Origin of the sequence: Hyphobacterium sp. (assembly GCF_965228115.1) — a bacterium.
GTDB lineage: Bacteria > Pseudomonadota > Alphaproteobacteria > Caulobacterales > Maricaulaceae > Hyphobacterium.
The window spans coordinates 2,614,551-2,632,275 of record NZ_OZ245794.1 but is presented as its reverse complement, the minus strand read 5'-3'; the positions used below and the strand labels follow the sequence as shown (position 1 = coordinate 2,632,275).

The 17,725-nt window shown below is 56.6% G+C and carries 16 protein-coding genes; 10 read left to right on the top strand and 6 right to left on the bottom strand.

What is annotated here, in order from left to right:
- From ACO079_RS13505 to greA, 4 genes are all read left to right on the top strand, one after another.
- Complete coding sequence (locus ACO079_RS13505) at nucleotides 1-1,614, top strand: phytanoyl-CoA dioxygenase family protein (RefSeq protein WP_421790766.1); 1,614 nt, start codon at nucleotides 1-3, stop codon at nucleotides 1,612-1,614.
- On the top strand, nucleotides 1,614-3,173 hold the full coding sequence (locus ACO079_RS13500) for a peptide ABC transporter substrate-binding protein (protein ID WP_421790764.1): 1,560 nt from the start codon (nucleotides 1,614-1,616) through the stop codon (nucleotides 3,171-3,173). Before ACO079_RS13505 ends, ACO079_RS13500 begins: the two co-directional genes overlap by 1 nt.
- Before the next feature lie 124 nt (nucleotides 3,174-3,297).
- Complete coding sequence (carB, locus tag ACO079_RS13495) at nucleotides 3,298-6,612, top strand: carbamoyl-phosphate synthase large subunit (protein WP_421790762.1); 3,315 nt, start codon at nucleotides 3,298-3,300, stop codon at nucleotides 6,610-6,612.
- A 38-nt stretch (nucleotides 6,613-6,650) separates the two neighbouring features.
- Entirely contained in the window at nucleotides 6,651-7,124 is a 474-nt protein-coding gene (gene greA, locus ACO079_RS13490) for a transcription elongation factor GreA (RefSeq protein ID WP_421790760.1), read from the top strand.
- Here greA and ACO079_RS13485 read toward each other — a convergent pair.
- Genes ACO079_RS13485 through ACO079_RS13470 form a run of 4 tightly spaced genes read right to left on the bottom strand, consistent with a single transcriptional unit; the run spans nucleotide 7,121 to nucleotide 9,846 of the window.
- Nucleotides 7,121-7,570 (bottom strand): SRPBCC family protein, encoded by a 450-nt coding sequence (locus ACO079_RS13485; RefSeq protein ID WP_421790759.1) that lies wholly within the window; start codon nucleotides 7,568-7,570, stop codon nucleotides 7,121-7,123. The genes greA and ACO079_RS13485 overlap by 4 nt on opposite strands.
- Entirely contained in the window at nucleotides 7,567-7,872 is a 306-nt protein-coding gene (locus ACO079_RS13480; RefSeq protein WP_421790758.1) for a metalloregulator ArsR/SmtB family transcription factor, read from the bottom strand. Before ACO079_RS13480 ends, ACO079_RS13485 begins: the two co-directional genes overlap by 4 nt.
- 55 nt (nucleotides 7,873-7,927) lie before the next feature.
- Nucleotides 7,928-9,466: a peptidoglycan DD-metalloendopeptidase family protein gene (locus tag ACO079_RS13475; protein WP_421790756.1), complete on the bottom strand. Its 1,539-nt coding sequence runs from the start codon at nucleotides 9,464-9,466 to the stop codon at nucleotides 7,928-7,930.
- Nucleotides 9,463-9,846, bottom strand: coding sequence for a BlaI/MecI/CopY family transcriptional regulator (locus tag ACO079_RS13470; RefSeq protein WP_421790755.1), 384 nt, complete (start codon nucleotides 9,844-9,846; stop codon nucleotides 9,463-9,465). Before ACO079_RS13470 ends, ACO079_RS13475 begins: the two co-directional genes overlap by 4 nt.
- Before the next feature lie 99 nt (nucleotides 9,847-9,945).
- On the opposite strand from ACO079_RS13470, the gene ACO079_RS13465 reads away from it, so the two are divergent.
- The 6 genes from ACO079_RS13465 (at nucleotide 9,946) to ACO079_RS13440 (ending at nucleotide 15,657) form a co-directional block, all read left to right on the top strand.
- Nucleotides 9,946-10,857, top strand: coding sequence for a mitochondrial fission ELM1 family protein (locus tag ACO079_RS13465; RefSeq protein WP_421790754.1), 912 nt, complete (start codon nucleotides 9,946-9,948; stop codon nucleotides 10,855-10,857).
- Nucleotides 10,858-10,862: 5 nt separating this feature from the next.
- The gene (locus ACO079_RS13460; protein ID WP_421790752.1) at nucleotides 10,863-11,372 is read left to right on the top strand and encodes a beta-lactamase hydrolase domain-containing protein; all 510 of its coding nucleotides are present in this window, start codon (nucleotides 10,863-10,865) and stop codon (nucleotides 11,370-11,372) included.
- 63 nt (nucleotides 11,373-11,435) lie between these two features.
- Complete coding sequence (gene trxB / locus ACO079_RS13455; protein ID WP_421790750.1) at nucleotides 11,436-12,380, top strand: thioredoxin-disulfide reductase; 945 nt, start codon at nucleotides 11,436-11,438, stop codon at nucleotides 12,378-12,380.
- Nucleotides 12,381-12,475: 95 nt separating this feature from the next.
- A complete protein-coding gene (locus ACO079_RS13450; RefSeq protein WP_421790748.1) occupies nucleotides 12,476-13,648 on the top strand; it encodes a DUF547 domain-containing protein in 1,173 nt (390 codons plus the stop codon).
- 106 nt (nucleotides 13,649-13,754) lie between these two features.
- Nucleotides 13,755-14,753 carry an aldo/keto reductase gene (locus ACO079_RS13445; protein ID WP_421790747.1) on the top strand — a complete coding sequence of 333 codons (999 nt, stop codon included), beginning with the start codon at nucleotides 13,755-13,757 and terminating at the stop codon, nucleotides 14,751-14,753.
- A gap of 10 nt (nucleotides 14,754-14,763) precedes the next feature.
- Nucleotides 14,764-15,657, top strand: coding sequence for a LysR family transcriptional regulator (locus ACO079_RS13440; RefSeq protein WP_421790745.1), 894 nt, complete (start codon nucleotides 14,764-14,766; stop codon nucleotides 15,655-15,657).
- Nucleotides 15,658-15,943: 286 nt separating this feature from the next.
- Here the strand turns inward: ACO079_RS13440 and ACO079_RS13435 are convergent, their stop codons facing one another.
- Together ACO079_RS13435 and ACO079_RS13430 are read right to left on the bottom strand one after the other, a co-directional pair.
- Nucleotides 15,944-16,399, bottom strand: a complete 456-nt coding sequence (locus ACO079_RS13435; RefSeq protein WP_421790743.1) for a Dps family protein — start codon at nucleotides 16,397-16,399, stop codon at nucleotides 15,944-15,946.
- A gap of 92 nt (nucleotides 16,400-16,491) precedes the next feature.
- Nucleotides 16,492-17,697, bottom strand: a complete 1,206-nt coding sequence (locus ACO079_RS13430; protein ID WP_421792972.1) for a pyridoxal phosphate-dependent aminotransferase — start codon at nucleotides 17,695-17,697, stop codon at nucleotides 16,492-16,494.
- Nucleotides 17,698-17,725 lie beyond the last annotated feature (28 nt).

The window sequence follows — 17,725 nt, the reverse complement described above, 5'->3', positions numbered from 1 at the left end:
ATGCGTGCCCCCTGCCAGTCCTGCGGGAGTTCTTTTGAAGAAGCCTATTCCGCCTTTGACCTGCCGCTTAATCAGACGGCATCAATCGAGGTTTGTACGGGTTGCGGGCTGGCTCAACGTAACCCGCCGGTGGCGTTTGACTTTACTAATCTGGGTGCCGAGCACTTCATGGATGACTGGAAAGCTCTGGAGTTATCCGGGCTCAGCTTCAAATATGAGCGGCTCATGGATGCGGCCAGGGAATTAACGCCCTGGGTGGTCAAAACCGGTCCCTGGGACAAGCATCTGCTCGATGTCGGATCGGGCCCAGGTTACTTCCTGTTTCACGCGCGCGCTCACGGCTGGAAGGTCCAGGGCGTCGATAACTGGAGAGAGATTGCGGCCTGGGGACAGAAACACCTCAATATTCCGGTCGAACCCAATCGTATTGAAGATAGCCAGCTCGAAGATGGTGCTTTCGAGGCTGTCACCGCGCTGGATGTCATTAGTTTTACGAATAACCCTGTTACCTTCCTCAAAGCCTGCCGCGCAAAGCTGAAGCCCGGCGGATTACTGATGATTTCCACGCCAAACTATGCCGCTAAAGGCCGTGAAGAAATGGGGCCGGACTGGCCGCATCTCAGTGCCAATGTCCGGCGATGGTTTTTTACACCGGACAGCCTGTCTCGTGCCGCCAAGGCTGCAGGATTCGGGGCCAGCCGTGTCCGGCTGGCCGGGCCCGGCGAGGAAGAACTTATCTTCTTCGCCCAGAACCCGTTCAAAGCATCAATCAGCTGGGACGACATCGCCGAAGAAGCCCCTTCTGATAACATGCTGCCGCCACTCGATCGCAAGCAGGTCGATGAAACCCTGCTGACCAATGAGCAGAAGTTCTGGCGTGAGAATGGCTACCTCATTCTCCGAAAATTCATTCCGGATGACGTGGTCGATGCTTATTGCCGCGTCCGCGAGAAAATCTCCGCGCCGGGCGGCTGGGACGACGAGACACCCTATATGGAGATCAAGGAAATCCGTGATCTTTGTCTTTATGGTCCGCTGGCAAAAACCCTGCATTCGCTAATAGGCGAAGAAATGGTCATGAATCTCAATCTGACCGGCTGGAAAACCACCCAGCGCGATTGGCATCAGGACGATTATCTGAATCCGGATGAGGTGCGGGGCCGCTACGTGGCCTGCTGGTTCGCGCTCGACACCATCACCGCCGACAGCGGACCCTTCCAGTTTGTTCCCGGCTCCCACCAATGGCCGCACATCAAAAAGAGCAAAATCCTGAATTTCGTGCCCGACGAGGTTCGTGAGACGCGTGCCTGGCCGATCCATTCCGAACGCGTGCTCACGCCATTTTTTGAGGAAATCATCGACCGGGAGAAACTCGAAACCGTCGAGTTCACCGCCGAAAAAGGAGATGTGCTGATCTGGCATGCGCGCCTCCTGCACCGCGGCACAGTCGCCAGGAATCCCGACCGGTTGCGCAAAGCCATCATATCTCATTACACGGCGCTGGATGCCATGAAGCATTATGGCGCCGTTGAACGCTGGGATACGGGCGGGCTCTATTTTGTCGAACCCAGAAAACGCGAGGCGGATCCGCAGCGCGTGGTGGAACTGGTTTAATGTCGCTGCCAGCCCTCACCCGACGCGGAGCGATTGCAACCGGATTGGCGGGCCTGACGGTCGCCGCTTGCAGTCGAAGCGGCGATGCCCCGGCGGGGCTCCTGAGGGTCGCGATCGGAACGGCGCCGGATTCATTGGACCCAGCGATCGGCCAGTTCGCGTCTGCTGCCCTGATTTTCAAACAAATTTTCACACCACTCACGGACTACTCGAACGTGCTCGGGCTCGCGCCCGGCCTCGCTGCGGAATGGTCGTCGCCGGACAATGGGCGGATGTGGCATTTCACTATTCCCGGCGGGCTGTTCTGGTCGGACGGTCATCCCTTGACCGCCGCCGATGTCGCCTGGTCCGTCAGACGCTTTCTCGACCCGGCAACGGCTGGCGGCGAGATCGGGGACTTTTTTGCGGTTGAGAACGCTCTGGCGGCGCTTGCTGGCGAATTGCCCTTAAGCGATGTGGGCGTTTCGTTGCTGGATGGCGGCATTGTAGAAATCCGTTTGATCCAGCCCATTGGCCATTTCCCGCTTCTGATGCAGGAATTCTACCCTGTGCCACAGCACGCCGTGGAAGCGCATGGCGCTGCGTGGATTCGCCCCGAAAACTTTGTGGGTTCCGGCCCCTTCGCGTTGGCGGATCAGGGGGCGCTATCCTACGATCTGGTTCGGAATGAGTACGCCATCCAGCCCGCAGCGGTGCCGGCGGCACGGATTGATATTGTCGATGATGCTGCGACCCGCGCGCGCATGTTCCGGGCGGGCGAATTTGATCTCGCTGAGGCACCGCCGCCCACCCAGATCACCCTATTGCGGGATCAGGTCGGCGATCAGTTGATGAGTTTTCCGGCTCCGAAATTCACCTATCTCAAGGTCAATCTCCGCCGATCACCACTTGATCAGGCTGTTCTGCGTCGTGCACTTTCCCTTGCGATTGACCGGCCCTTCCTGTCCGAGCAAATCATGCGCGGTGTGGCGGATCCAACCGATACGATTTTGCCGACCGGGCAAGCGCCGAGGTTTGATCCGGATGAAGCCTTGCGCCTTGTTACTGAAGCAGGGTTGACCGGTGCCAATCGCCCGCAAATCCAGCTTCGTACTATGGCGGGCGATCGGGAAAGGATGGCGGTCGCTCTTGCAGATGATTGGAGCCGCGCCGGGATCGAAACCGAACTTCTCACAACCGCGGCGGTCGATTTGTACTCGGCTGTTGATGGCGGCGATTTTGATGTGGCGATGTCGCATTTTGACCGGGGGCTCAAATTCGACGGCCATTTCCTGATGGACCCGTTTACGCAGGGTGGTTTTGCTGATGACTCCGGCTGGTTTGATTCACCGACATCAGAGAATGAGGCGTTCAATGCCGCCATCGGCCAGGCGCGTGAAGCCATTCAGCCCGCCCAACGCAACCGACATATTGACGAGGCCGAGCGGATTCTTCTGGACCAACAGATCATCATTCCACTCCTGCATGAACAAGCGCACTGGCTTGTATCCGACCGGGTGAGCGGGCTGACCAATGGTGTTCAACCGCAAATCTGGCGTGCGTTATCGGTCGGCGGCTAATAGTCCCTCGCCAAGCCTGCGAATCCGGGTTAAGACCGCCTCCTAGCACGACAACCAGACGCACTGCGCCCTTTGCCGCCTCGGCAAGGCGGTTACAGCTGCGCCCGCAAGAGCGAGCCTGCGAATGCCCAAGCGTACGGATTTAAACAGTATTCTGATCATTGGTGCCGGCCCGATTATCATCGGCCAGGCCTGTGAGTTTGATTATTCCGGCGTTCAAGCGGTCAAAGCGCTCAAGGAAGAGGGCTATCGGGTCATTCTGGTGAATTCCAATCCCGCCACGATCATGACCGATCCGGAGCTGGCGGATGCGACCTATATCGAACCGATCACGCCGGAGATGGTCGAAAAAGTCATCGCGCTTGAAAAGCCGGATGCGCTACTGCCAACCATGGGGGGTCAGACAGCCCTGAACTGCGCCCTTGAACTCGACCGTCGCGGTGTTCTCGAAAAGCATGGCGTCGAGATGATCGGCGCCAAAGCGGATGTCATCGATAAGGCCGAGGATCGCGAGCGTTTTCGCGAAGCCATGGACAGGATCGGCCTGGAAAATCCGCGTGCCGTCGTAATCTCCTCACCCAAGGTGAAAGACGAGGATGGCCGAATTATCGGTTATGACCGCGCCGCCGGCGTCATCAAGGCGATGCAAGTCATCGATGAGATCGGCCTGCCCGCAATTATCCGCCCGGCCTTCACATTGGGCGGCACCGGTGGCGGTGTTGCCTACAATCTCGATGAATATGAAACGATCATTCGCGCGGGCATCGATGCGTCGCCGACCGGCCAGGTCCTGATCGATGAAAGCCTTCTGGGCTGGAAAGAATATGAGATGGAGGTTGTTCGCGACAAGGCGGACAATTGCATCATCATTTGCTCTATCGAAAACGTCGATCCGATGGGTGTGCACACCGGCGACAGCGTCACCGTCGCCCCTGCCCTCACCCTGACGGATAAGGAATACCAGCGCATGCGGACCGCCTCTATCGCGGTATTGCGCGAGATTGGCGTGGAAACCGGCGGCTCAAATGTCCAGTTCGCGGTGAACCCTGCTGATGGCCGCATGGTCGTCATTGAGATGAATCCGCGCGTGTCACGTTCTTCGGCTCTGGCCTCGAAAGCGACCGGCTTCCCGATTGCGCGCGTCGCCGCCAAGCTGGCGGTGGGTTACACGCTCGATGAGATCGGCAACGACATTACGGGCGGGGCGATCCCGGCCAGTTTTGAACCCACTATCGACTATGTGGTCACGAAAATTCCGCGTTTTGCCTTCGAGAAGTATCCAGGTGCCGAGAACATTCTCACGACTTCGATGAAATCAGTTGGCGAAGCCATGTCGATGGGGCGAACATTCAAGGAATCCGTTCAAAAAGCCTTGCGGTCCCTTGAAACCGGCCTGTCCGGCTTTGACGAGATCGAGATTGAGGGCCTGGCTGAAGCGCCCGACGCCTATGCCCGGCGCGAAGCGATTTTCGCGGCACTGTCCCGGCCGACGCCGGACCGCTTGTTGATTATAGCCCAGGCCTTCCGAGAGCGGCTGACAATCCATGAGGTTCAAGCGGCATGCGATTTCGAGCCCTGGTTCCTGCGCCAGATTCACGAGATCGTGGCCACAGAAGATCAGGTTCGGGCGAGCGGTCTGCCAGATAATGCCGAGGCCATGCTGGCTCTAAAAGCTGACGGTTTTGCCGATGCGCGGCTCGCCGTGCTAACCCGGGTGACGGAAGCAGAAGTTCGCGCTCACCGCAAAAAACTTGGCGTGCGCCCGGTCTATAAACGGGTTGATACCTGCGCTGCCGAGTTCGAGGCGGTAACGCCCTACATGTACTCAACTTACGAAACCGGCGCGCTCGGCCAGCCTGCAGATGACGAGGCGCAGCCATCGGATCGTAAGAAAGCGATCATCCTGGGCGGGGGTCCAAACCGGATCGGTCAGGGGATTGAGTTTGATTATTGCTGCTGTCATGCCGCCTTTGCCTTCAAGGAAGAGGGCATTGAATCGATTATGGTCAATTGTAATCCGGAGACCGTTTCAACGGATTACGACACGGCGGACCGGCTTTATTTCGAACCGCTGACGGCTGAAGACGTGCTGGAGCTGATTGAGACCGAGCAACAATCCGGCGAATTGCTGGGTGTCGTGGTTCAATATGGCGGTCAGACGCCCTTGAAGCTGGCCAGTGATCTGGAGGCGGCAGGCATCCCCATCCTGGGCACACCGCCGGACGCGATTGATCTCGCTGAAGACCGCGAGCGCTTCAAAGCGCTTCTGGATGATCTTGGCTTGAAACAACCGCCGAATGCGATTGCCCGCTCTGAAGACGAAGCCATGGCGGCGGTTGAGACGCTGGGCTTCCCGCTCGTGTTGCGCCCGTCTTATGTTCTTGGTGGCCGGGCTATGGAGATCGTGCGCGATACCGAAGGCATGGAGCGCTATCTGCGCGAAGCGGTGAATGTCTCGGGTGACACACCCCTGCTGGTTGATCGCTATCTCGACAATGCAGAAGAGATTGATGTCGACGTCATCTGTGATGGCAAAGACGTCTACGTCGCCGGCGTGATGGAACACATTGAGGAAGCGGGCGTTCATTCTGGCGATAGCGCTTGCTCGCTTCCACCCTTTTCTCTGTCCAACGACATGGTCGCTGAGCTTGAGGCCGAAGCGGTCGCGCTTGCCAAGGCTATTGGCGTGAAAGGCCTGATGAATGTTCAATTCGCGGTGAAGGACAGCACAATCTATGTGCTGGAGGTCAATCCGCGCGCATCCCGGACGGTCCCTTTCGTCGCTAAGGCAATCGGTGTTCCGGTCGCCAAGATCGCCGCAAAAGTCATGGCCGGGGCGCCGCTGGAGCGCTTCGCCCTCAAGCGCCCGGACCTGAAACATGTGGCGGTGAAAGAAGCCGTGATGCCATTTGCACGCTTCCCTGGCGTTGACCCGGTTCTGGGACCAGAGATGCGCTCCACTGGCGAGGTGATGGGCATCGACACATCGTTCGAGTCTGCCTTCGCGAAATCACAGCTAGCTGCAGGCGTGAACCTGCCTCGCAAGGGTTCGATCTTCATTTCGCTGAAAGAATCCGACAAACCGCTGATGCTGGAGGCTGCCCGCGCCTATGCCGATCTGGGTTTTGAAATCCTGGCAACGCGCGGCACTGCGAAGACGTTTGAAGCGGCAGGCATCAAGGTGAAAACCGTCAATAAGGTCTATGAGGGCCGGCCTCACATTGTTGATGACATCAAGAATGGCGACGTCCAGCTGATCGTGAATACGACGGAGGGACGTCTCTCTCACAAGGATAGTTATTCCATCCGCCGAACCGCATTGGAAATGAAGATACCGTGTTACACGACGGCGTCGGCCGCGATTGCGGCGGCAAGATCACTGGAAAAGATAGATGATGGAGCGCTTGAACCGCGCGCCTTGCAATCTTATTCTAATTGATCACTTCAAATGCAGATTGAACTGCGGCGTATCCAGACATGACGAAAATTCCTATGACCGCCGACGGCCATAAAGCCCTCGACGAAGAAATGAAAAACCTGAAATCCGTTGAACGCCCGGCCGTGATCCAGGCGATTGCGGAAGCGCGCGAGCACGGCGATCTTTCCGAGAACGCCGAGTATCACGCCGCGAAAGAACGTCAGGGCTGGATTGAAGGCCGCCTTGCCGAGATCGAAGACAAGCTGGCACGCGCGCAAGTCATCGATGTGACCAAACTGGATGGCGACACCATTAAGTTTGGCGCGACCGTGAAAGTCGTCGATGAAGATACTGATGCGGAAGCCGTCTACAAAATTGTTGGTGAAGATGAGGCCGATGTGAAAGCGGGAAAGATCTCGATCACGTCGCCATTGGCCCGCTCCATGATCAACAAGGAAGTCGGTGACGTTGTGGAAGTGAATGCGCCGGGCGGTCTGAAATCCTACGAAATCATCGAGGTTGACTGGATCTAGACGTCGCTTTCCGCGGTTTTTTTCAGATTCGGCAGAACAGCGCTTTCCCAACCGCCTGCCAGGCCGTCGCGAATGTGCCGGATGATATCGACCGGAAATTGATCCCATCCGAAATGCTTTAGTTGCACGAGGGTGCGGGTTTCGCTCAGCGATTCCAGGTCGATGCGAACATAGGTTTTAGGCGTGTCTGGAAAGAACCAGGAAAAAACAAATGTCCGGGGCGGATTCAGTGTCTCGATCTCGCACCAGGTCGCGCCTTCAAGGTCACCGGCTTCGCGTTTCGCCTCGTCGGGTTGCATGTAAAACCGCGAACCCGCCTTACCCGTATATTCCAGACAGCCAAGCCAGATCGGTATCGTCTCTTTTCCAGTCAATACGTCCCAGACCCGTTTGCGGCTGGCGTCTATTTCAATTTTGCATACAATATCTTCGACAGATCCGGTCATGATTTGCGTTCCGCAAGCTGCTTGAGTGTTGTCAGACGGTTGTCCCAGAAGCGATTCAGCCAGTCGCGCGCCTCTTCCATCATTTCTGTGTTCAGCTGGTAGAGAAGTTCGCGACCGTGCTTGCGCTCGATTACCAGGCCAGCGCGACGCAATACCGCGAGATGTTTGGAAACAGCGGGCCGGCTTATTTCGAAGGGCTCCGCGATGCGGCCTGCCGGCAATTCTCCAGCACGCAGGCGCTCCAGAATCGATCTGCGGACCGGATGACTGACAGCAAGAAAGACATCATTGGTATGCGTCATTCCGCCATTATGTAACCTATGCGTTACATGTCAAGCAATTAGACTATCCCACCGGTCAACGCAATCCCGATACAAAGTCAGCCGGGTCTACACGCTCACCATTGCGGCGCACTTCAAGGTGGACATGGGGGCCTGTGGATTGCCCTGAGGATCCAACCCGACCGATCCGTTCCCCCGCAGTCACACTGTCGCCGACCGCGACTTCGAAAGCCTGCATATGCGCGTAGACCGTTTGCCATCCCCGACCATGGTCAATGACAAGCGTATTCCCCCAAGCCTCTGACCCGCTATAGCCAAACGCCGCATGAACCACCCGTCCGCTGGCGGCTGCTGTTATCGGCGTGCCCGCAGGTGCCGCTATATCCACACCACCATGAAAAAGCGGAGCCCCGGCGGGCCTGGCGGAACGCGGTCCATAAAGACTTGTAATTCTCCCCTGCATAACAGGCCGTTCAAGCGTTGGCGCTGACGCTCCGGCCGGACCAAAGCTGGCGTCTTGTGCCTCGTGCGTCTGGGTGGAGCCTGACGACGTGGTCGGGGCCGCTTGGGTTTCGTTGGAATCCGCAATCCCGTCTTGGGCTGTCGCTGAAAATGGCGTGACCAATTTGATTGACCGTGGGGGGTCAATCCTTTCCGTCCAGGAGGCCTGGGCTGCGGCGACAGGGACCATGAAAGCCCCGACAATTCCGAACACCCATTTTGCCGACGTATGGGTCCGCGCATTTCTGTTTAGAATAGATTCAATACGCATTTTGCGATGTCTCCTGCCATGGGGTCCAAAAGGTGAAGCAGCCAATGCTTCTCCGCGCATCGCGTTGAACACCTCGACGGCATAGTCATGCCGCTGTTCACGCCCCAACGCGTTCAATGTCACCTTGTCACACGCCAGTTCGCGGACCGCATCCAGTTCACGCTCAATCCAGAACAGCGGCAAATGGAACCAAAGAAAAACCATCAATGCTCTGCCCACCAGACGATCACGCTCATCACCCCGCTGTACATGCATTAACTCGTGCAACACGGCGAAACGAAACGATTTGCGGTTTTCAAACAAATCAGCGGGTAGCAGGACAACACCTTGCCATCCGGAAAGCGCGGGCGAGGTCATGTCGGCCGTTATTCGGAATCTGGTGCCGCGAACGAGCGCTTCCTGCTGAACAGCTTCAAGCAACAGCGTCTCACGTCCAACCGGCTGACGGGACCGCGCCAGAATTCGGGCGCGGCGTATATGCCGGACCAAACACAACAGAAGCGAAACCGTCAGCCCGGCAAGATAAAGACTGCCAAGGCCGATCCAGGAAGAAAGGTTTGTGGCCGCTTCAGGCGAAAGGCGAGCATCGGTTACGGCGAATGCTATTGTGTCGGTGGGTTCGCTGCCCACGGGCACAGCCGGGGCAAGGGCCATCTGAGTTTCCGGGATCATGTAGATTACCGGCGCGAGCACGATCGGCAGAATTGTCGCCCATCGCGCGGTCCGCCAGACGGCTACATCTGCGGCCCACCGTCCGAGCAAAGAGAGTGATACTGCCAGGACACTTCCTACGAAGAGCGAAAAGGCGGTGCCGAGGGTGAGAGCTTCAACCAACCCCGTCATGACCGGCCCTCATCATCGGCCGACTGAGAAAGCAATTGTTCCAGCTCGGCCGCTTCTTCTTTGGAAAACAATTTGCTGGACGAGAACGCCGTCGCTTCGATCGGGCCGTCGAGATCCAGCGTTTTGGCGGCGAACTCCTTTATCAATGCCCCCATGACGGCGACTTTTGTAGCTTTCGCAGCAAACACAGCCAGGCCGTGCATGTCTTTGCGCCTGATCAGTTGTTTTTTGGTCATTCGGAGGAGCAGCGTCCGCGTCGTCGAATAGGACCATCCGTGTTGGGCCGCGATTGCGTTCTGGACTTCGCGCGCGCTCTGGGGCCCGGCTGACCATAAGTATTTGAGGATGGCGAGCTCAGCTTGCGATGGCGTTGTGGGCATAATAGTCGTCACCTAGTTGTTACACTTGTAACGATGCTAAACGCGTAACACTCAGTCAAGGGGCTTGTTCTTCTTGTCCCCATCGGCCTAGTGATTGGTATGAGCCAGCCAATCGAAATCTGGGCCGTTGCCGATTCACGCCGGGGTGTTGAAAATCAAGCGCTTGGCCTTGCAGAATCCCTCGCTGGCTATTGCGGTGGTCAGGTTCATCGCGTTTTGGCAAGAAACGATGGTTACGCCGCCCTACCCAACTCGGAAAATCCGGATATCTGGATCGGATGCGGACGGCCCTCCATCGCGATTGCCCGGCAGCATCGGAGTGTTTATCGCGGCTGCAAGTTTGTCTACGTGCAAGATCCGCGATCCTATTACCAGCTATTCGACACGATTGTCGCGCCCGATCATGATCGGCTTCGGCGGGCCAAAGCAGTTTCGATGATTGGGTCCCCGAACCGGCTGTCAGCAGAAAAACTTACCGCCGCCCAGATGTCGTTTGAAAATGACCTCGCAAAATTTCCGGAGCCCCGGATCGCCATGTTGATTGGCGGACCAAACAAGCGGCTGCAGGCCAATGCAGGTGTCATTAATTCCCTTGTCGATCGGGCCAAGACATTTCTAGATCAGGGACATTCCTTGCTCATAACAACGTCTCGCAGGACTCCCGCAGGCCTGGTGCGGCGACTGGCTGAATTGCGCGAGCGACCAAATTGCTGGGTCTATACCGGCGAGGGCGAAAACCCGTATTTTGCCTTCTTGGCGGCCGCAGACTGGATATTCGTCACAGAAGATTCCACCAATATGCTGACAGAGGCCGCATTCACAGGAAAGCCGGTCTATTCGCTGCCCCTGGAAGGCAACCCCGGAAAGTTCCGGCGTTTGTATGCAGCGCTGGAGTCCTATGGCGCTCTGCGCCCCTTCCTTGGCCGCCTCGAAACCTGGACTTACGTCCCATTGAATGAAACCGGCCGGATCGCTGGAATTCTGGCTGATCGCTTCAATCTGAAAAGGTAAATCCGATGCTTCTTCGTGTCTTGTTGCCCGCAATACTCATTTCAACCGCTGCGGCCATCGCGCAGGAAACACCTGACAGTATTGTCAGTGAACATGGTTCGGTCTGGTTTGCGGGCCAGCCGACGGAAGCGGATTTGCAAGCCTGGTCGGAAGCTGGCGTTACGACCATCATTAATCTCCGACCCGATTCCGAGATGGAAGGTGTGGACTTCGACGAACCTGCGGCAATCGATGCGCTAGGGATTTCCTACACCAATATTCCAATGCCAAGAGAGGCCTACACGCCTGAAACGGTCGATCTAATCGGTCAGACATTAGAGACCGCGCAAGGCCGGGTGGTTGTTCATTGCACCATCGGCTGGCGCGCTTCGCATAGTTATACCGCCTATCTGATTGAGTCCGGTCATATGACGCCGCAAGAGGCCGTCGATCTCAATCTCTGGCCCCGGGATGGGATCAATGAAGAGATGATGCGGCGTTTATCCCCGGCTTATGCGGCCGCATTCCCTGAATAGGGTTGTAGGCCCGGCGCTGCTGACTATCTAAACAGCACGCAAATAGCAGGATCGAGTCGCTCCATGTCTGAGACCCGCCACAGCAAAGTTATCATCATCGGCTCCGGGGCCGCAGGCTATACAGCCGCGATTTACGCCGCACGGGCCATGTTGAAGCCGCTCTTGATTGCCGGCCTCCAGCCGGGCGGTCAGCTGACGATTACGACCGATGTCGAGAACTATCCCGGCTTTGCCGAGGTTGTGCAGGGCCCGTGGCTGATGCAGCAGATGAAAGACCAGGCCGAACATGTCGGCACCGAGATCGTTGAAGACATCATTGTCGAAGCGGATCTTTCAGAGCGGCCCTTCAAGCTGAAAGGCGATGGCGGCACGCTCTACACTGCCGATGCCGTAATTATTGCCACCGGCGCGAGCGCAAAATGGCTCGGACTGCCGTCAGAAGAAAAATTCCAGGGCTTTGGCGTATCCGCCTGTGCGACCTGCGACGGTTTCTTCTATCGCGAAAAAGAAGTGTTTGTGATCGGCGGCGGAAACACGGCTGTAGAAGAGGCACTCTTCCTCACCAATTTCGCCAGCAAGGTCACGCTTGTACACCGCCGCAACGAACTGCGCGCCGAGAAGGTTATGCAAGAGCGCCTGTTCAAGCATCCGAAGATCGAAGTGATTTGGGACACCGTTCTGGAAGAGATCACTGGTGGAGAAAATCCGCCTGGAGTGACGGGCGTCCGGCTCAAGAATGTCAAAACCGAAGATGTGAGTGAGCATCCGGCAGATGGTGTTTTCATTGCCATCGGGCATGCGCCCGCGACCGAGCTCTTCTCCGACCAGCTGGAGACGAAATCAGGTGGCTATTTGGTCACCAAGCCGGATTCTACGGCGACTTCGATTCCGGGCGTGTTTGCCGCTGGCGATGTGACCGACGATATCTACCGCCAGGCGGTTACGGCCGCTGGCATGGGTTGCATGGCAGCGCTGGAAACCGAACGTTTTCTGGCGGCACAGGAATAATCCGCAACACCTTTCGCCGATTTAACTGGTCAGGCTGGGTTGGCTGCCCTAGATGCAGGCCCAAAGTGTTGGAAGCTCCTGTTCCGGGGAAGATAATGTTCCGTCTATCTCATCTTGTCGCAGCATTCGCGGTCATCTCGTTTTCAGCCTCGGCCTATGCCGATGAAACGCCCCCAATGTCGATGGGGCTGGGACCGTCAGACGGCGTTGAATACAGCCGTACCACGATCGATTACTCGACCTGGTCGATGATGCTTGGCGAGATCGTGCTGAATGTCGGAACCTCCGATCGCAGGTCACCCCGCGGTGAACCTATCTATACCGGTACGCGGATCAACACCGGCAATGACGGCCGCTACAGGTATGAAGCCAACCGCGTGATCTATCACCTGGTCGAAGACTTCCACATGGACGCCATTTCCGAATACCGACGCGAGCTGGAAGAAATACCGGCGCGCGTCAATCTCACCCGCCTGCATCCAGATGAACAACTGGCCTACTGGCTGAATCTCTACACAGTTGCGGTTATTGAACAGACGGGCCTGATCTACCCTGTATCCGATATGCGCCGGGTTCGTGCCCATAACAGCGATGAATTCTTCTGGGACGCGCCGGTCGTGACGATTCTTGGAAACCCGCTCAGCCTGAACGATATCCAGTACAATATCGTTTATCAGCACTGGGACGACCCTCGGGTCATCTATGGCTTTTTCAATGGAACGATTGGTAGCCCGAGGATCCGCCGGGACGCCTATACTGGGTCGCGGATCTGGTCACAGCTCGAATCCAATGCGCGCGAATTCGTCCACTCATTGCGCGGCGTTGATAATTCACGCCGCACGCTGGAAATTTCTCACCTCTATGAAGAGGCGCAACCGTATTTCTTCCCGAACTGGCCGGAGGATGTGAGGGCCCATGTGCGCCTGTTCGCCAGCGACGCCGTTATGGAGCTGGTCGATGCTGATATCCCGCTCCGCGCCAATGTCGAAGAATGGGGTGTGGCCGACATGACCAACGGCTCTAACCGGTGTGGTGGGTCTATCAGTCAGACCGTTAGCACCGGTCGGGGCGGCGCTGGCCGTGACGCCATGTTCTGTGGCGGATTGCCAGACAATGCGCGCGTGCTGATGGAATACGTGATTGAACGCCGCATCCGTCAATTCCGCGATGGCACAATTGGCAACGTCATCGTTACGGATCTGCCGGACAATAATTTCGTTATCGATATGGATGACGAGGAAGAAGGTGACGCCGACCCAACGAACTAGCGGGTCAGTTTTAATCCGATAAACAATGGCGGCCAATCGGCCGCCATTCTTTTATCTGGCCGGATGCGGGTGCGCGCGTCTAAGCTGCTTCCAAAGGGAGGCCGGAATGGACCAACGCAAACTTCATGATTTCGACGTCAACCCGATCGGGCTTGGCTGTATGGGCCTGTCAGCATTTTATGGTCCGCCGACCGAACAGGCCGAAGCCATTCGCATGCTGCACGAGGCCATTGAGCTGGGTATCAATCATTTTGATACGGCCGAAATGTACGGCATGGGAGCCAATGAAAAATTGCTGGGTGAGGCGTTCAGTGATCGGCGCGATAAAGTGCGCATCGCCACAAAATGGGGGCCCAAATTTCTATTCGACGAGGATGGAAATATTTCCGGCACAACCGTCGACGGAACGCCGGAAAATATGCGCCGGGCTGTAGAGAATTCGCTTAAATTTCTGAAGACAGATGTGATCGACCTCTACTATCTCCACCGGGTCGATCCGAACATTCCCATTGAAGAGAGTGTCGGTGCGATGGGGGATCTGGTTGATGAGGGGAAAGTCCGTGCGATCGGCCTTTCTGAAGCGGGCGCCGAAACCATCAGTAGAGCCCACAAAACTCATCCCGTGTCCGCTGTACAAAGTGAATATTCGATCTTCTCGCGCGATGTTGAGGAGACCACACTCCCAACGCTAAAGGATATTGGTGCAACACTGGTGGCTTACTCTCCGCTCGGACGCGGGCTCCTCACCGGAGCAATGACCAAGGAGAACAAACCATCAGGCGAAGGCGAGTTTCGCCAGGCCGCGATGCAGCCGCGCTTTGCCGAGGGCGCTTACGAGGCGAATCTGGCGCTCGTAGAAGAGGTCAGATCCATTTCAGAAACCCACGGGGCGTCACCCGGGCAAGTGGCACTGGCCTGGGTGCTCGCACAAGGCGAAAATATCGTTGCCATTCCGGGCACAACCAAGCTGGCCAATATGAAATCCAATCTGGGCGCGTCTGCCATTACGCTTTCAGACGCGGAATTGGCGGGATTGGGCGCACTGGCGGACAAGGTGCAAGGCGCGCGTTATAACGAACAAGGGATGGCCTCGGTTAACCGCTGACAAGATTGCTATGGACTGGGACAAGCTGAAATCCTTTCACGCTGCAGCAGAAGCCGGTTCCCTGACTGCGGCTGCCGAAACACTTGGCTTGTCCCAATCTGCACTCAGCCGTCAGATTACTGCTCTGGAAGACCAGCTCGGTATAAAGCTGTTTCACCGGCATGCGCGCGGGCTGCTGCTCACCGAGTCAGGCAACCTCTTGTACCGGGCCGCACATGATATTTCCTCTAAGGTTGCTTTGGCCGAAGCCATGGTGGCGGACTCGCGCGACAAGCCCTCAGGCGACCTTCGTGTCACCGCGCCAACGGCGCTGGGGGCGACCTGGCTAGCTCCAAGATTGGCGTCGTTTCACGCTGCCTATCCTGATATCCGGATTCGGTTATTGCTCGACGATCATGAGCTCGATGTCGCCGGGCTTGAGGCCGAATGTGCCATCCGTCCCTGGCCGTCCACACAAAATGATTTGATTCAGCGTAAAATCATGCAGGTGCCTCAACACCTGTTTTCCAGCCACAGCTATCTGCAACGCGCGGGTACACCTCGCAGCCTGGAGGCGCTCGATGATCATGCAATCGTTCAGTATGGGCCGCCACACCTTGCTCCTATTCCCAATCTTGACTGGGCCTCACGTGCCGGAAGGCCGGACGGTGCGCCGCCGCGCCCTGCCGTTCTGGAAGCCAACACGGTAAATGCCGTTATGAAAGCTGTCGAAGCCGGAATCGGAATCGCTGGCCTGCCCGATTATGTTGCACGGGATAATGACAAGCTTGTCTGCGTTCTTCCGGAAATCGAAGGACCGGTTTTTGACGTCTATTTTGTATATCCCGAAGAATTGCGAGGCTCGAGCCGCATCATTGTTTTCAGAGATTTTCTGATGTCCGAAGCAAAGCGGTGGGAAGCCTGAGTCTCCTCTTGGTCTGGCCGCCTGACCATTCCGGCGTTGCAAATCTGCATAACCGCTATTCGTACTTGGCTCTGGTCAAGTTGGATCCACACGCACATATACTCCCCCGAACGAGGCAACTGCCCATCGTTCCCCCTTCAAGTTTGCATACTGTCTCCTCCCCGACATTGTATGCACTTTGCGCCGGGACCCTTTCCCTCCCCTAGGGCCCGGCGCTTCTATTTCTGGTAACAGAAAAACCCCGGTCGAGCTGACCGGGGTTTCTTTTTTGTCGGGGCTAGTGGGATCAGCCAAGTGTCGAGCGTAACATCCAGGCCATTTTCTCATGGGCTGTCAGGCGCGGTGTGAGGATGTCGCCGGTGGCTTCGTCCCCGTGTTGTCCGGCTTGTTCCAGAACACCGCGGATCGTTTCTGCGACTTGCTCATGACCAGCCAGCAGATCAGCGATCATTTCGTTCGCATCTGTACTGATCGCATCGGATTTTACCCGGGCGTGCTCCCCCATGGCCGAATAGGAATTCGGGGCTTTAACGCCCAAGGCTCGGACGCGCTCGGCAATTTCATCGGTTGCGGCCCACATCTCAGTATATTGGGTCTCGAATAGCGTATGCAGATCGTGAAATCGCGGCCCGGTCACGTTCCAATGATAGGCATGCGTTTTAAAATACAAAGCATAGGTATCCGCCAGCACTTCGGTGACGGCCTTTGCCATAGTTTCGCGTTGGTTCTGATCCATACCCATTTGGCAACTCCATTCGTTTACTTTGCCCGGGATATGGGGCAAGCCGATCCATAGATCAAATAAATATTATTCGTCGTAGTGATGAAATTTTTTTATTCCAAGCCTTCTGCAAAACGACGAATACGCTTACCGGCCTCGATCAGGGCCTCATCGCTGGTCGCATAAGAGATGCGAAAGCCGGGTGATCCGCCGAAGGCAGCGCCCGGCACGGCAGCAACAGCCTCTTCTTCCAGAAGAGCGGCGCACACACCAACATCATCCTTTAGCGAATTACCCTTGGCACTGGTCTTGCCGATCCAGGGCCCACAGTCTGCAAAAATGTAGAAAGCCCCTTCGGGCACAGGAGCCGACAGACCGGCCGATGCGTTGATATCCGCAAGGACAAGGTCGCGGCGGCGCTTGAAAGCCGCATTACGCTCTTCGACAAAATCCATCGGTCCGGTTAATGCGCCTACCGCCGCCCACTGGCTGATCGATGTTGCATTCGATGTAGTCTGGGACATGACCTTACGCATAGCGGTTATCAGCTTCGCTGGCCCTCCCGCATACCCAATTCGCCAGCCCGTCATCGCGAATGCTTTGGACACACCGTTCGTCGTCAGCGTCCGGTCTTTAAGGTTGGGCTCGACCTCTGCCATCGTGGCAAACCTGAAGCCATCATAAGCGATGTGTTCATACATATCGTCGGTCATCACCCAGACATGTGGGTGACGTAGCAACACTTCGGCGAGTTCACGAATTTCTTCTGCGGTATATCCTGCGCCGGTCGGATTGGATGGCGAGTTAAATATGAACCATTTGGTTTGCGGTGTAATCGCCGCATCCAAAGCCTCTGGCTTAATCTTGAAGCCTGTCTGTATATCTGCCGGAATTGTTTTGGGCTCGCCGCCACACAAGCGCACCATTTCGGGATATGACACCCAGTAGGGTGCCGGGATCAACACTTCATCACCCGGGTTGAGGGTAGCGATCAATGCATTGAACAGAATAGGTTTACCACCCGGTGCAACCGATATCTGTGATGGCACATATTCGAGCTGATTTTCTCTTTTGAACTTGCCGCAGATCGCTTCTTTCAGCTCTGGCAACCCGTCTACGGCGGTGTATTTTGTCTTTCCTGCCCGAATGGCGTCTATAGCGGCTTGTTTGACATGCTCCGGGGTATCGAAATCCGGCTCTCCCGCGCCGAGCGAAATTACATCAATGCCCTGCGCCTTCAGCTCACTGGCTTTTTGCGTTACCGCAAGCGTGGCCGAGGGTTGGACGCGGGCAAGGGCTTGCGAGAGTTCAATGTCCATATGCTGGGTCTTTCCTGACGTGATATTT